At 33.0% G+C, this 14,537-nt stretch carries 14 protein-coding genes; 10 read left to right on the top strand and 4 right to left on the bottom strand.

What is annotated here, in order from left to right; translation table 11 throughout:
- The first annotated feature begins 1 nt into the window (after position 1).
- The 3 genes from KKQ76_RS04385 (at position 2) to KKQ76_RS04375 (ending at position 1,373) form a co-directional block, all read left to right on the top strand.
- Positions 2-394: a hypothetical protein gene (locus KKQ76_RS04385; protein WP_213195995.1), complete on the top strand. Its 393-nt coding sequence runs from the start codon at positions 2-4 to the stop codon at positions 392-394.
- 28 nt (positions 395-422) lie between these two features.
- Positions 423-767, top strand: a complete 345-nt coding sequence (locus tag KKQ76_RS04380; RefSeq protein WP_213189177.1) for a phage holin family protein — start codon at positions 423-425, stop codon at positions 765-767.
- Positions 768-929: 162 nt separating this feature from the next.
- The gene (locus KKQ76_RS04375) at positions 930-1,373 is read left to right on the top strand and encodes a DUF2147 domain-containing protein (RefSeq protein WP_213195994.1); all 444 of its coding nucleotides are present in this window, start codon (positions 930-932) and stop codon (positions 1,371-1,373) included.
- A gap of 35 nt (positions 1,374-1,408) precedes the next feature.
- Here KKQ76_RS04375 and KKQ76_RS04370 read toward each other — a convergent pair whose 3' ends face one another.
- Positions 1,409-3,181 carry an AMP-dependent synthetase/ligase gene (locus tag KKQ76_RS04370; protein ID WP_213195993.1) on the bottom strand — a complete coding sequence of 591 codons (1,773 nt, stop codon included), beginning with the start codon at positions 3,179-3,181 and terminating at the stop codon, positions 1,409-1,411.
- 122 nt (positions 3,182-3,303) lie between these two features.
- Here KKQ76_RS04370 and KKQ76_RS04365 point away from each other — a divergent pair, with 122 nt between their 5' ends.
- The 3 genes from KKQ76_RS04365 (at position 3,304) to KKQ76_RS04355 (ending at position 6,365) form a co-directional block, all read left to right on the top strand.
- Positions 3,304-4,446 (top strand): acyl-CoA dehydrogenase, encoded by a 1,143-nt coding sequence (locus tag KKQ76_RS04365; RefSeq protein WP_213195992.1) that lies wholly within the window; start codon positions 3,304-3,306, stop codon positions 4,444-4,446.
- 90 nt (positions 4,447-4,536) lie between these two features.
- Positions 4,537-5,604 (top strand): DUF2891 domain-containing protein, encoded by a 1,068-nt coding sequence (locus KKQ76_RS04360; RefSeq protein WP_213195991.1) that lies wholly within the window; start codon positions 4,537-4,539, stop codon positions 5,602-5,604.
- Positions 5,605-5,624: 20 nt separating this feature from the next.
- Entirely contained in the window at positions 5,625-6,365 is a 741-nt protein-coding gene (locus KKQ76_RS04355) for an energy transducer TonB (RefSeq protein WP_213195990.1), read from the top strand.
- A 48-nt stretch (positions 6,366-6,413) separates the two neighbouring features.
- Here KKQ76_RS04355 and KKQ76_RS04350 read toward each other — a convergent pair whose 3' ends face one another.
- Positions 6,414-7,580: a DUF4349 domain-containing protein gene (locus KKQ76_RS04350; protein WP_213195989.1), complete on the bottom strand. Its 1,167-nt coding sequence runs from the start codon at positions 7,578-7,580 to the stop codon at positions 6,414-6,416.
- A gap of 183 nt (positions 7,581-7,763) precedes the next feature.
- Complete coding sequence (locus KKQ76_RS04345; RefSeq protein ID WP_213195988.1) at positions 7,764-9,359, bottom strand: peptide chain release factor 3; 1,596 nt, start codon at positions 9,357-9,359, stop codon at positions 7,764-7,766.
- A 378-nt stretch (positions 9,360-9,737) separates the two neighbouring features.
- On the opposite strand from KKQ76_RS04345, the gene KKQ76_RS04340 reads away from it, so the two are divergent.
- From KKQ76_RS04340 to KKQ76_RS04325, 4 genes are all read left to right on the top strand, one after another.
- Positions 9,738-10,568 (top strand): CPBP family intramembrane glutamic endopeptidase, encoded by an 831-nt coding sequence (locus KKQ76_RS04340; RefSeq protein WP_213195987.1) that lies wholly within the window; start codon positions 9,738-9,740, stop codon positions 10,566-10,568.
- A 46-nt stretch (positions 10,569-10,614) separates the two neighbouring features.
- Entirely contained in the window at positions 10,615-11,184 is a 570-nt protein-coding gene (rdgB, locus tag KKQ76_RS04335; RefSeq protein WP_213195986.1) for an RdgB/HAM1 family non-canonical purine NTP pyrophosphatase, read from the top strand.
- A gap of 132 nt (positions 11,185-11,316) precedes the next feature.
- Complete coding sequence (locus KKQ76_RS04330; protein WP_213195985.1) at positions 11,317-12,231, top strand: ribonuclease Z; 915 nt, start codon at positions 11,317-11,319, stop codon at positions 12,229-12,231.
- A 97-nt stretch (positions 12,232-12,328) separates the two neighbouring features.
- Positions 12,329-13,096, top strand: a complete 768-nt coding sequence (locus tag KKQ76_RS04325; protein ID WP_213195984.1) for a TIGR02757 family protein — start codon at positions 12,329-12,331, stop codon at positions 13,094-13,096.
- A gap of 8 nt (positions 13,097-13,104) precedes the next feature.
- Here the strand turns inward: KKQ76_RS04325 and mgtE are convergent, their stop codons facing one another.
- Positions 13,105-14,454, bottom strand: a complete 1,350-nt coding sequence (mgtE, locus tag KKQ76_RS04320) for a magnesium transporter (protein ID WP_069798959.1) — start codon at positions 14,452-14,454, stop codon at positions 13,105-13,107.
- Between the last annotated feature and the right edge of the window lie 83 nt (positions 14,455-14,537).

Here is a 14,537-nt window from a genome sequence, read left to right as displayed (position 1 = left end):
GATGAAAATCAAACAACTACAAAGCATTTTAGACCAGCAACCTTCTGTTTCTGGAAACACTTATTTTATCTTCATTGTTTGGGGAATATCTTGGTTATTTGCATTGGTCTTTTTATTCTTGGGAATTGGACTTTTGCTTGAAAGCTTGCTTCATTATAAAATATTTTTAGATACAGTCGCCCAAAAATTACATCTTGTGCTTAATGATGAACAGCGCTGGAATATTTCTACGAGTTTGGGATGGCTATCCATAATTCTCGCTTTTGTTTTTGGAGCGATGATTTATATCTGCAAAATGGTTTTGGTGAGAAATCACTTCATTATTCAGTTAGAAGAATGGCTCATTTCTGAAATAAAAGAAGTAAAAATAAATCGCAAAATTTCAAAAAAATAACTAAATTTACTCTTATAAATACCAAATTATGAACACAATTATTAAACTTATTATTACCGCTGTTGTGGCTTATTTATTGCCCAATGTTCTCAGTGGAGTACACGTTACTACTTTTTCTGCAGCGATTATTTTTGCCATTGTATTAGGACTTTTGAATTTATTTGTAAAACCTATTTTGCATTTATTTTCTTTTCCGATTACGCTTTTAACTTTAGGATTATTTGCTTTGGTCATTAATGCCATCATAATACTATTGGCAGACCATTTTACAGACGGCATTCAGATAGATGGATTCTGGTGGGCACTTATTTTTAGTGTGGCATTATCCATTATCACTTCTGTTTTAGAAAGCATCTTCATCAGCAAAGAATAATTCATTTCATTTTAAATATGATGCAAACCTCAAGAAATTGAGGTTTTTTTTGTCTAAAAATTTTGAAAATCCTCTTCAAAATTCTGTAAATATTTTTACCCTTGACTTTTACATCTTTACAAAAAATTAAAAACAACACCATCACCTTAAAAATATAAAGTCATGAGCAGAATATTATTTATTTTTTTATTCTTATTTTTTGGAAAAGTAAGTGCCATAAATCCCGATGATCTTTTGGGAACTTGGATGAGCACAGATAATAGTGTAAAAGTAGAAGTCTATAAAGTCAATAATCAATTTAAAGCCAAGGTTCTTTGGTTTAATCATCTTTTGAGCGAAAGCAAAACGCCCATGCATTTATCTTTAGATACGAATAATCCCAATCCTGCATTGAGAAATAGAAAAATTCTTGGCATGGAAATTTTAGATGGATTGCGCTATGATGCTCAGAAAAAAGAATGGGTTAATGGAAAAATTTATGACGCTTCTAGCGGTAGATATTGGAGTTCTTGTGCTAAATTGCTCCAAAATGGAATCTTAAAAGTTCGCGGTTTCTGGAAGGTAGAATGGATAGGAAAATCTATATCTTTTAAAAAAGTAGCCTAAAAAAAGACCTCCTAAAATGGGAGGTCTTTTTTGATTTATGCTCTGTCGTATAATTTTTCGTAAAGATTGAAGAATTTTTCTTTTATTGCTTTACGTTTTAGTTTCATCGTTGGAGTAAGCAATCCATCTTCAATCGTCCAGAGCGTAGGAGTAAGCTCTATTTTCTTGATTTGCTCCCATTTTCCTAAAGTAGCATTCAGCAAATTAATATCTTTCATAATTCTTGCTTTTAGCTCAGGAGAATTCGCCATTTCTTCTGGAGTTTTACCTATTTTAAGGTGTTTTCTCTCTGCCCAAAGTTTTGCAAATGCATAGTCTGGTTGTACTAAAGCGCACGGCATTTTTTCGCCGTCGCCTACTACCATAATTTGTTCGATAAATTTAGAACCTTTTGCTAAATTTTCTAAAACTTGAGGCGCAACATATTTACCACCAGAAGTTTTGAACATTTCTTTTTTACGGTCTGTAATGTGTAAGAAACCTTCTGCATCTATATGACCGATGTCTCCCGTCATGAAGTAACCATCTTCTGTAAATGCTTCTTTGGTTTTTTCCTCGTCTTTATAATATCCTTGGAAAACAGAAGGTCCTTTTACGGTGATTTCTCCATCTGCTTGGATTTTTACATCTAAGTTGTCTAAAACGTGACCTACGGTTCCTATTTTCACTCTTTCGAAAGAGTTTACCGCAATTACTGGAGAGGTTTCTGTAAGTCCATATCCTTCTAAAATAGGAATTCCCGCTCCGTGGAAACTTCTATTCAGTTTGGTAGATAGGGCAGCAGAACCACTTACTAAAGTAATCATATTGCCTCCTAAACCTTCTCTCCATTTAGAGAATACCAATTTATCTGCAATTCTGTGTTTTAGAGATTTAGGCTTCTTCATGTCATAATTCTCAAGCAATGACAATGCCCAATAGAAAATTTTGGTTTTTAAACCACCAGCTGCAGCTCCTTTGTCTACAATTTTATCATATACTTTTTCTACCAATCTTGGTACTACCGTCATGTAATGAGGTTTCACTTCTTTTACGTTATCCCCAATTTTATCAATACTTTCTGCAAAGTGAATCGAAAAACCGTTGTACATAAATAGATAAGAAATCATTCTCTCAAGAATATGACAGATAGGTAAAAAGCTTAATACTTTAATATCTGTGTATTCTAATTTCCAATTTCTAGGAATTATGTGATCACAAGCCAACACATTTGCTACAATGTTTCTGTGTGTAAGCATTACACCTTTTGGTCTACCTGTAGTTCCAGAAGTATAAATTATAGTCGCTAAATCATCTGGTTGAATCGTTTTAGCAATGTCTTCTACTTCTTGTTGATTGTCATCATTTTCTCCCAAATCGAGCACTTCCTTCCAGTTTGCAGCTCCAGGAATTTCATCAAAGGTAAAAATTCCTTTCAAACTTTCTACCTGAGGTTTTACTTGAAGTAATTTTTCGTACAAATCTTTATCTGAAACAAAAACATATTTTATTTCCGCATTATTAAAGATATAGATATAATCTTCTACAGAAATGGTAGGATATACCGGAACATCTATTGCACCAATTTGCAAAATTCCCAAATCCATAATGTACCATTCTGTGCGGTTATTGGTAGAAATTAGCCCGATTTTATCACCCGGTTTAATCCCTAATTTTAACAGTCCTCTGGAAATTTTGTTTCCTTGACTTACGTATTCTTTTGTAGAAGTTTTTGTCCAAACTCCATTATATTTGGTCACCAAAGCATCCTCTTTCGGGAATTTGTATAGCGCATGATGAGCAAAGTCAAACAATCTTGTAACTGACATACTTTACGTTTTTTGATTTTTGTAAAAATAATACTTTTTCTTAATTAACAAATAGTTAATATCAATTTTCGTTAAAATCTCTAAAAAATGTATATTTACGCCAATTAATTTTAATACAAAAAATGGATTTTAATTTAACAGAAGAACAACTGATGATTCAGCAAGCAGCGAGAGATTTCGCGCAGACTGAACTTTTGCCTGGCGTAATAGAAAGAGACGAACACCAGAAATTTCCTTATGAACAAGTAAAGAAAATGGGAGAATTAGGATTCCTAGGAATGATGGTTGACCCAAAATACGGTGGAGCAGGAATGGACAGCGTTTCTTACGTTTTAGCTATTGAAGAAATTGCAAAGGTAGACGCTTCTGCAGCTGTAGTAATGTCAGTAAACAATTCTTTGGTTTGTGCTGGTCTAGAAAAATTCGCTTCTGAAGAACAAAAACAAAAGTATTTAGTTCCTTTAGCAAAAGGTGAAGTCATCGGTGCTTTTGCTCTTTCTGAACCAGAAGCTGGTTCGGATGCTACTTCACAAAAAACAACCGCAATAGATATGGGAGATCATTATCTATTAAACGGTACTAAAAACTGGATTACCAATGGTGGAAACGCTCAATATTACATTGTGATTGCACAAACTGATGTAGAGAAAAAACACAAAGGAATCAATGCTTTCATAGTAGAAAAAGGTTGGGAAGGTTTTGTAATTGGTAAAAAAGAAGAAAAATTAGGAATCAGAGGTTCTGATACACATTCATTAATGTTTACCGACGTAAAAGTTCCTAAGGAAAACAGAATTGGTGAAGATGGATTCGGTTTCAATTTCGCAATGGCGGTTCTTAATGGTGGTAGAATTGGTATCGCTTCTCAAGCATTAGGTATTGCTTCTGGAGCTTATGAATTGGCGCTTAAATATGCTAAAGAAAGAAAAGCTTTCGGTACAGAAATCATTAATCACCAAGCAATTGCATTCAAATTAGCAGATATGCACGTAAATATTATGGCGGCAAGAATGCTTTGTTATAAAGCTGCTGCTGAAAAAGATGCTGGTCTTGATATTTCAGAATCTGGAGCAATGGCAAAACTATACGCTTCTCAAGTAGCTATGGACACTACTGTTGAAGCCGTTCAAATTCACGGTGGTTACGGTTATGTAAAAGAATATCACGTAGAAAGAATGATGCGTGATGCTAAAATCACTCAGATTTACGAAGGAACTTCAGAAATCCAGAAAATTGTAATTTCTAGAAGTATTGCTAAGAAATAATTGGCAAATTCTTTTCAAAATATGAAAGTCGGACAAGCAATTGTTCGACTTTTTATTTTCATATTTATCAAATTTTCATACATTTATTCAATGAAAAAATTAAGTCTTTTTGTCGTTTTGTTTTCTTTAAGTTTTTCAGCGCAAATTCCCACGCTTACTGATGAAATCGCATTTCAATTATCTGAAAAACCGGTGCATTGCATCAATCAAGAATACCCCAATAAAACCGCACATGTTATCAATAATGAAATTGATGTAAAACTAACTCCCAAAGAATTGCATCCTAGCTTTTATGGCTGTTTTGATTGGCATTCATCCGTTCATGGACATTGGATGCTGGTAAAGTTGCTCAAAGACAAGCCTTTTCTCAAAAATAAAGAAGAGATTATTAAAATTTTGGATGGTTCTTTTCAAGCCGAAAAAATAAAAACCGAAGCAGAATATTTCAATAAATATCAAGTAGCCAAAGGTTTTGAGAGAACTTATGGTTGGGCTTGGTTGCTTCAATTAGATGCAGAATTGGCGAGTTGGGAAAATCCACAAGCGAAAACTTGGCATCAAAATCTAAAACCGCTCACCGATGAAATCGTAAAATTATGGAAAGAATATTTACCGAAACAAACGTATCCCAATAGAACAGGAGTTCATCCGAACACGGCATTTGCGCTAAGTTTTGCAATAGATTGGGCAAGAACGGTTGGCGAAAAAGATTTTGAAAACCAACTCATCGAAAAAGCAAAATATTTCTATCTAAAAGACGAAAAAACGCCTGCTTATCTGGAACCAGACGGAAGTGATTTCTTCTCGCCAAGTTTAGAAATTGCTGATTTGATGACCAGAATTCTCCCGCAAGATGAATATGTAAAATGGTTTAATAAATTCTACGAAAAGAGAAGTATTGAGAATATTTCACAGATTCCTTTGATTTCGGATATTAATGATTATCAAACCGTTCACTTGGTTGGTTTAAGTTTTACTAGAAGTTGGTGCATGAAAAATATTGCTCAAGTTTTACCTAAAAATCACCGACACAAAAAACATTTCGAGGAAACTTCCGCTAAATTTTTAGAAAATGCTTTACCTTTGGTTTTTAAAGGAAATTATGGTGGCGACCATTGGTTAGCTAGTTTTGCGGTCTATGCTTTGAGTAATAAATAATAAAAAACTATATGATAACTATGAAAACAAAAAAACTATTTTCTCTTTTTTTATTTTTTACAGCCTTTTTTAATGCTCAAATTCTAGATGAGTTTCCAAAAAATCAAGAATTTTACAAAGGTGGATTACAAGAATTATACAAAGATATCCACACTATTGCTTCTGAGAAAAAACTTTCTTCTTGTGATAAAAAAGAAATTTATCAAGCGAAATTATTATTGACCAAGGAAGCCAAAATAAAATTTATCACCGATTTTGACTCTGTCAACATCAATAAAAATAAATGTGCGTACGATTTCACTTTAGATGTTTTGAGAGAACTGAAACTTAGTAACAAATGGATTCCTGCAAAAATAAAAGATCAAAATTTTGATTCAATTGTTAGATTATTTTTTGTTCCCAATCATTTACTGGATAAATACACAGAAAATTACATTCCTGAAAAACTTTATATTCCTATTACTTATAAAGGTGGCAAAAAAGTGATGGACAAGGATATTCATGATAATTTCATGTCTATTTTTAACGATTATCATGTTAATGGAAACCTTTTTTTAGAATTTGTAGTTGATGAAAATGGTGAAATTATCAACCCTATTGTTTCACCCAAAATAGATAATGAATCATTTAACAAAGATATTGTTCGCTCCATCAATAGAACAAAAGGAAAATGGAATCCTGCTATATTAGATGGCGTTCCTGTAAAATCTAGAATTACTATACCTCTAAATTTTTCAACATCTTTCTATGAAAAATACTAAAAAGGCTGTTCAAAAAATGAACAGCCTTTTTTCTTTATCAACTTATCATTATTCTTTCGGCATATATTTAGAAATATCGTCATCGTTTTTATTTTCTTCAGCATTGGTTGGTTCAGTGTTTTGAGGCGTTTCTGCTGATGGTTTTAATGCTTCCGCTGCTTTTATTTTTTCTCTTTCTAAAGCCAATTGTCTTTGGAATTCTTCTTCGCGTTTTTTCTTATTTCTTTTTGCCACGAAATACCAAACAATTCCGCCGATTAAAAATATTGGCCAAAAAGGAATAAGCGCTAAAAATAATCCACCCAAAACCGCAAATCCTTTCATAAATGCATTAGAAGATTTATCCCCGAAAGTTTCGTCTTTTTGTTCATCATTCAGGATGTTTAAATCCTCTGCATTATTGGTTTCTGGAGTATTGTCTACCAAAGTGAGTTCCACATCGCACATTTGGCTTCCTACATAATCATTGCCTTGCACTTCTGTATTTTTAGATTCTACATTTCCCAGACTGCTCATTTTATTCACCAATTCATTAAAATTACTCAATGGTACTTTTACGGTCAAATATTGTTTGGCAATTCCTTCGTTTTCGGTATAATTTTCTGTGATAATATCTGCATTGTAAGTGCTCAATTCTTGATTTAACAGGGCTTTTGCAGCAGCCAAATCTTCTACCGAAACTTGCAATCTCGTTGTTTTCGAAATAGGGTAGAGTTCACGCTGAGGAACAGGTTGATTTTGAACTTGATTTTGATTTTGAACCTCTGGTTCTGGTTGGGTTTGCGAATTATTTTTAGAAGTTTGCTTCAAAATTTTATTGGCAGTTTCAGCAATTACAGCAGCAGCATTGTCGCCACTTTTTATGGCATTATTCGCTGAATCAATCGCTTTTCTAATGTCTTGTGCTTTTTGGCTTTTGTTATCTAGTTTTTTAAATTCCCTATTGATGGAATCTATGTTTACATTTCCTTTTTTAATGGCGTCTTCTATGATTTCTTTATGCTTATTGATTTCTGGAAGGATTACTTTTCCTACCGTACTGTTAGAATCATTTACAATTTTAGAAATAGAATCGAGGGTTTGATAACTTTCTTTTGCTTGGTTAAAAAGGCTATCTGCTGTTTTAAAGGAATCCGCCGTTTGTTGAATATCGGTTTTATTACAAGCCACCAATAATAGAGTAGCTGTAAAAAGACTAAAAATTGTTTTCTTCATTTTAATAGTTTTGTTGATGCCAAACTTAATACAAAAAATGTTCCCTAAAAATAGGTAAAAAATCGTATTTATATTAAAATTTTGAAAATCAATGAATTGTAAAATAATTTGCAAAATTTTTACAAAAAAAATCTCCAAGTTTCCTTGAAGATTCATTTATAATCTAAAATCTATAATTTAAAATTATTTCGCGTGATTCCATTCACTAATGAAGTGTAATTTCACATTCGGAAATTTTTCCTGAGTCATGTGAATGGTAAAAGCAGAATCTGCTAAAAACACCAACTGACCATGATTATCTCTCGCCATAAAACGCTGTTTTAATCTTGCAAATTCTTTGAATTCTTCAGATTTTTCATCGGCTTCTATCCAACATGCTTTGTGAATTCCGATAGGTTCATACGTACATTTTGCGCCGTATTCATGCTCCAATCTGTATTGAATAACTTCGTACTGAAGCGCACCAACAGTTCCAATAATTTTTCTGCCGTTCATTTCCAGTGTAAACAATTGCGCCACACCTTCATCCATTAATTGGTCAATACCTTTCGCCAATTGTTTTGCTTTTAATGGATCATCATTATTGATATAACGGAAATGTTCTGGCGAGAAACTCGGAATTCCTTTGAACTGTAATTTTTCACCAGCAGTTAAAGTATCACCAATTCTGAAACTTCCAGTATCGTGTAAACCAACAATATCTCCAGGGAAACTTTCGTCTACTACTTCCTTTTTATCTGCAAAGAAAGCATTCGGCGAAGAAAACTTCATTTTTTTGCCTTCTCTTACTAGAAGATAGTTTTCATTTCTCTTAAAAGTTCCAGAAACAATTTTCACGAAAGCCAATCTATCACGGTGCTTTGGATCCATATTGGCGTGAATTTTAAAGACAAATCCTGTAAAATTCTTTTCCTCTGGTTTTACCAATCTAAGGTCAGATTCTTTGGGTTGAGGCATTGGTGCAATTTCTACAAACGCATCTAGCAATTCTCTTACCCCAAAATTATTCAAAGCTGAACCAAAAAACACGGGTTGCTGTTCACCAGTAAGATATTGTTCTCTGTCGAATTCTGGATAAACAGATTCTATGAGTTCGAGTTCGTCTCTTAAAGTAGCAGCAGCTTTTTCACCGATGATTTCATCTACCGAACTGTCATTGATATCATTAATGACGATGGTTTCACCTACTTTTTGTTTTTTTTCTTCTAAAAACAACTGAATGTTTTTCTCCCAAATATTATAAATTCCTTGGAAATCACTTCCCATCCCAATCGGAAGCGAAAGCGGAACTACTTTTAAGCCTAATTTTTGCTCTACTTCATCCAGCAAATCAAATGCATCTTTTCCTTCACGGTCTAATTTATTGATGAAGACCAACATTGGGATTTTACGCATTCTACAAACTTCTACGAGTTTCTCAGTTTGCTCTTCCACACCTTTTGCTACGTCTATTACTACAATTACAGAATCTACCGCAGTAAGCGTTCTGTACGTATCTTCCGCAAAATCTTTGTGACCGGGCGTATCGAGAATGTTGATTTTCTTTCCTTTGTATTCAAATGCTAAAACCGAAGTAGCCACCGAAATCCCTCTTTGTCTTTCGATTTCCATAAAATCGGAAGTTGCTCCTTTTTTGATTTTATTTGATTTTACAGCACCTGCTTCCTGAATTGCTCCCCCGAAAAGAAGTAATTTCTCCGTCAAAGTAGTTTTTCCAGCATCTGGGTGAGAGATAATCCCGAAAGTTTTACGTTTTGATATTTCTTGTAATAAACTCATTTGTAAATTTTGAAGTTGCAAAAATCGTGATTTTTATCGAGATTTGAAAATGATAGATGTATTTCAACGCAAAGGCGCAAAATATATCTATGAATTGATTATGTTTTTAAGACGCAAAAAGACTTCGTCTTTATTTGTTTTGAAAATCTTTGATTTTCTTGCGTCTTATTTTCTTTCTATTTTTTTAATATAAATATTGCGTCTTTGCGTTAAAAATTCTTTTGTAAAACAAATGATAGATGTATTTCCACGCAAAGGCGCAAAAAACTTTCAGCTTCCTACTTGTAGCTTCCCTCATTTTTCTATCTTTGAACAAAATAAGTTTTTAGAAATTTTTCTTTAGATTTTTTTTGAACACCCATCAACTTATCACCATTTATGAGTATAGACAATACAAAATACAGGAATTATATTTTAGACGGTTACGGAGCAATCGTGATGATTTTAGCTCTTATTTTCTCTTCATCAATGGTTGGTTTAGCTGTTTATATTTCGTTTAAATATTTTCATACAGACCTCAGATATACTGATGGATTTAATATTTTGAGTTATCTCTTTACTTTTTTACCTGTTATTTGGGCTTTTGATTTTTTTGTCATGAAAAAAGAAAAAAAAGTGCTTAACTTCAATATGCAAACTAGACCTTTTCATGTTTACCTATTGATTTTTCCTATGATGTTTGGAATGATTTTGATTGGAGAATATAGTACTTCATTAATTCCCACTTCTGGACCTATTTTTGGAGATTTATATCAGATTTATTCTGAACAGATGAATTCTATTTCAGACGATACCTTCACTTTATTTCTTTTAGTTAGTTTTTTTGCTCCCATTATTGAAGAAATTATATTTAGAGGAATTATTCAAAAGGGAATGATTAATAATGGAGTAAAACCTAGAAATGCAATTATCATTTCGGCATTGGTTTTTGGAATTGTACATTTCAATCCTTGGCAATTTATTGGTGCTTTTCTTTTAGGCATTGTTTTAGGAGTGGTTTATTATAAAACCAAATCACTTCTCATGTCTATTTTCTTGCATTTTTTCAATAATACTATTGTAGTAGTGATGATGAAATTTTTCTATACAGAAAGTTTTTCAGAACTTTTAAACATCCCAGAATATTTAGTTTTGTTGGTTGGAATAGTCATTTTTGCAGTTTTTTATTATTTATTCATGTACCGAAATAGAATTTATTACAGAGAATAAGCGCTAAAAATTTAAAAATTATAAATCTTATATTTAATAATACATAATGGAAATCCTCGTTGCCACGCACAACTTACACAAGAAAGAAGAAATTCAACAGATTTTAGGAGAAAAATACCACATTACATCACTCACTGATTATCATATTCACGACGAAATTATAGAAGACGGAAATTCTTTCCATGAAAATGCTTTGATTAAAGCCAAGTTCTGCTTCGAAAAAACTGGAAAACCCAGTTTAGGAGACGATTCTGGATTGGTAGTTCCGGCACTTGATGGAAGACCAGGAATCTATTCTGCACGTTACGCTGGGAATCATGATTTTGATAAAAACATGGCCAAAGTTCTAGAAGAAATGCAAGACAAAAATGATAAAGAAGCTTATTTCATCACCGTTTTATGCTTGTACAACGAACATGGAGCAGAATACTTTGAAGGTAGAGTTTATGGAGATTTAAGCACCGAAAGAAGTGGAAACAAAGGTTTCGGTTATGACCCGATTTTTATTCCAAAAAATCATGAAATTTCTTTTGCAGATATGCCTGCAGAACAAAAAAATGCGATGAGTCACCGCAGAAATGCTTTAGATAAATTTCTTGCATTTTTAGAAAAATAATTTTTTTATAAAAAATATCCCACACATTCCACAGATTTCAGAGATTAATAAATAGTTTTCTACTTTTGATATTAGAATAATTTTCACGAAATTTGCAGACTTTAAACCTCTAAAAATCATCATTTAAGCATTTTGAGCACCTACTTAACAATTCTCGGCTATAACTCAGCAATTCCTACTGTGAAATCTGCACCTACTGCGCAATTTCTAGAAATGGAAGAGCGTTGTTTCCTCATCGATTGTGGTGAAGGAACACAAGTTCAATTGAGAAAAGCTAAAGCCAAATTTTCTAAAATTAATCACATTTTTATATCACATCTTCATGGTGACCATGTTTTTGGATTGCCGGGTTTGATTTCTAGTTTTAGACTTTTGGGTAGAGAAACGCCACTTCATGTGTACGGTCCAAAAGGCATTAAAGAAATGATGGAAACCATTTTTAGAATTACCGAAACGCACCAAGGTTTTGAAGTGGTTTTCCATGAACTTTCTTCTAAAAAATCAGAAAAGGTTTTCGAGGACAATCGAGTAGAGGTTTTTACCATTCCATTAGACCATAGAATTTACTGTAACGGCTATCTTTTTAAGGAAAAGCCAAAAGAAAGACACCTCAATATGCAGGAAATTTCTAAATATCCTGAAATTGAAATCTGTGATTATCACAATTTAAAACGCGGCAAAGATATTCAGTTGAGTGACGGTTATATTCTCAAAAATGAAAATTTAACGAAACATGCAGAACCTTCTGTTTCTTATGCTTTTTGTAGTGATACTCGATATTTAGAGAGCATCATTCCAATTATTAAAAATGTAGACGTGTTGTATCACGAGTCTACTTTTTTACATGATTTAAAGAAAATGGCAGATTATACCGGTCACACTACTGCTCTAGAAGCTGCGAAAATTGCCAGAAAAGCCAATGTTAAAAAATTAATTTTAGGTCATTTTTCTAATCGCTACCATGATTTGTCGGTTTTTCTCAATGAAGCCTGTGAAATTTTCCCTGAAACCTATCTTCCGGAGCAATTGGAAGCGGTTAAAATTTAAGATTTACAATTTTTATTTGGCAGTTAGAACTTCACTCTAGTCAGTCTGCATAATTTAAAATATCAAACATCCATCACCGATCATCCCACAAATTATTATGAACGAGCAAGAAATCTTTGAATTTCTCAACCAAAAAGCCGAACAATACAATCATGTAGATTTTATTGAAGTGGATCCTATTTCTATTCCGCATCACTTTTCTTTGAAACAAGACATAGAAATTTCGGCGTTTTTTGCTTCTACCATTGCTTGGGGAAACAGAAAATCCATCATTACATCAGCTCAAAAAATCATGAATTTCATGGGAAATTCTCCTTACGATTTTGTAATGAATGTTGCCCAAAAAGATTTCAAAAAATTAGAAAATAAAGCCGTTCACAGAACTTTTTCGGCAGAAGATTTTCAACAGTTTATTTTAAATTTAAAAAGTATTTATTCTGAATTTGAAAGTTTAGAAAATTTATTTCTTTTAAAAGAACAAGAAGAAAATTATTATCACGCCATCGAAAGATTTAGAACTCGTTTTTTAGGAGAAATTCCGCACAGAAGTCATAAACATGTGAGTTCTCCTTATAAAAATTCGGCTTCAAAAAGATTGGTCATGTTTCTGCGATGGATGGTTCGCCAAGATAAAAAAGGCGTAGATTTTGGCATTTGGAAAAACCTTTCTCCACAATATTTATCCATTCCATTAGATGTTCACACTGCGAATATTTCCAGAAAATTAGGAATTCTCACCAGAACTCAAAACGATTGGAAAGCCGTAGAAGAACTTGACCAAATCATCAGAAAACACAATCCTGAAGACCCTGCTGTATACGATTATGCGCTTTTTGGGATTGGCGTTTCCAAAGAATTATTATAAAAATATTTCTAAATGTGGAGAAGTGCTTTTGCGATAGCAAAGTAGATTAAAACTCCTAAAATATCATTAGAAGTTGTGATAAACGGACCTGTAGCAATTGCGGGGTCTATTTTATTTTTCTCCAGAACAATAGGAACAATGGTTCCAATAATCGCCGCTACCATAATTACCGCTAAAAGAGAAATAGAAATGGTCACAGAAACCATCAAATCATTATGGTTAATCAATAAATTGAATCCAAAAATAATTAAAGAAAGTATCATTCCTGAAGCTGCAGAAACGCTTACTTCTTTGAATAAAGTTTTAAAAGTATCTTTTCCTAAAGTATTATTCGCTAAACCTTGAACGATAATCGCCGAAGCTTGAACTCCAATATTTCCCGCTGTTGCAGCAATCAGTGGCACGAAAAACATCAATGCAGGAATGTCGTGCATCGCATTTTGATTGCTTTGCAATACTCTAGAACCAATTAAACCACCTACCATTCCAATGAATAGCCAAGGTAATCTCGCTTTGGTTAAATGAAAAATGGTATCACTAGAGTCAACGTCTTGAGAAATCCCCGATGCTAACTGGTAATCTTTTTCTGCTTCTTCTGTAATAAAGTCGATAACATCATCCACGGTAATTCTTCCGACTAATTTTCCTAATTTATCTACAACAGGAACTTCGAACAAGTCATATTTTTGCATGAAACGCGCAACTTCTTCAGCAGATTCTGTATCTTTAACATATTGAATTTTAGAGTTATAAACATCTGAAACTCGAGTAGAAGATGAAGTAGTTAATAATTTTTTGAGACTTAACAAACCGAGTAACTTTTCGGAATCATCTACTACATAAATAGAGTAGACTTCTTCCATTTCTTCGGCTTGTTTACGCATCTCTTTCACCGCAGAAATGATTGAAAGATTCTGATTCACTTTTACCAATTCGGTTGCCATCAAACCACCTGCTACATCTTCATCATAACGCAAAAGTTCTACAATATTCTGTGCGTGCTCCTCATCATTTAAGTGCTGAATAATTTCATCTTGTTGATATTCAGGTAATTCCGCAATAATATCTGCTGCATCATCGGAATCTATTTCGTTGATGATATTATCTGCAATTTCTTTGGTAGAGAAGTTTCTCAGGAATTTTTTACGCTCGTCTTCGTCTATGTAGAGTAGTACTTCTGCAGAGCGCTCATTATCCATAATTTCGTAAAGAAATTTTTGATCTTCTTCTTCTAGAATTTCAAAAATATTGGCAATATCTACCGCTTCTACTTCCGAAATAGCTTCAGAAACAGCTTTTACATTTCTTTCCTCGATGAGAAACTGTAAGGTGTGAGATATTTTTTGCTCTTCAATCACAGAAATTAATTGGGATAAAAAGTTAGAATTTTTTGCAAAAATACAAAATAAGAGTTCAAAAATTCGCATTAATAATCATTAAA

The sequence above is a fragment of the Cloacibacterium caeni genome (genome assembly GCF_907163105.1).
Lineage (GTDB): Bacteria > Bacteroidota > Bacteroidia > Flavobacteriales > Weeksellaceae > Cloacibacterium > Cloacibacterium caeni_A.
The sequence above is the reverse complement of the archived record's forward strand: the minus strand, read 5'-3'. Positions and strand labels throughout refer to the sequence as shown.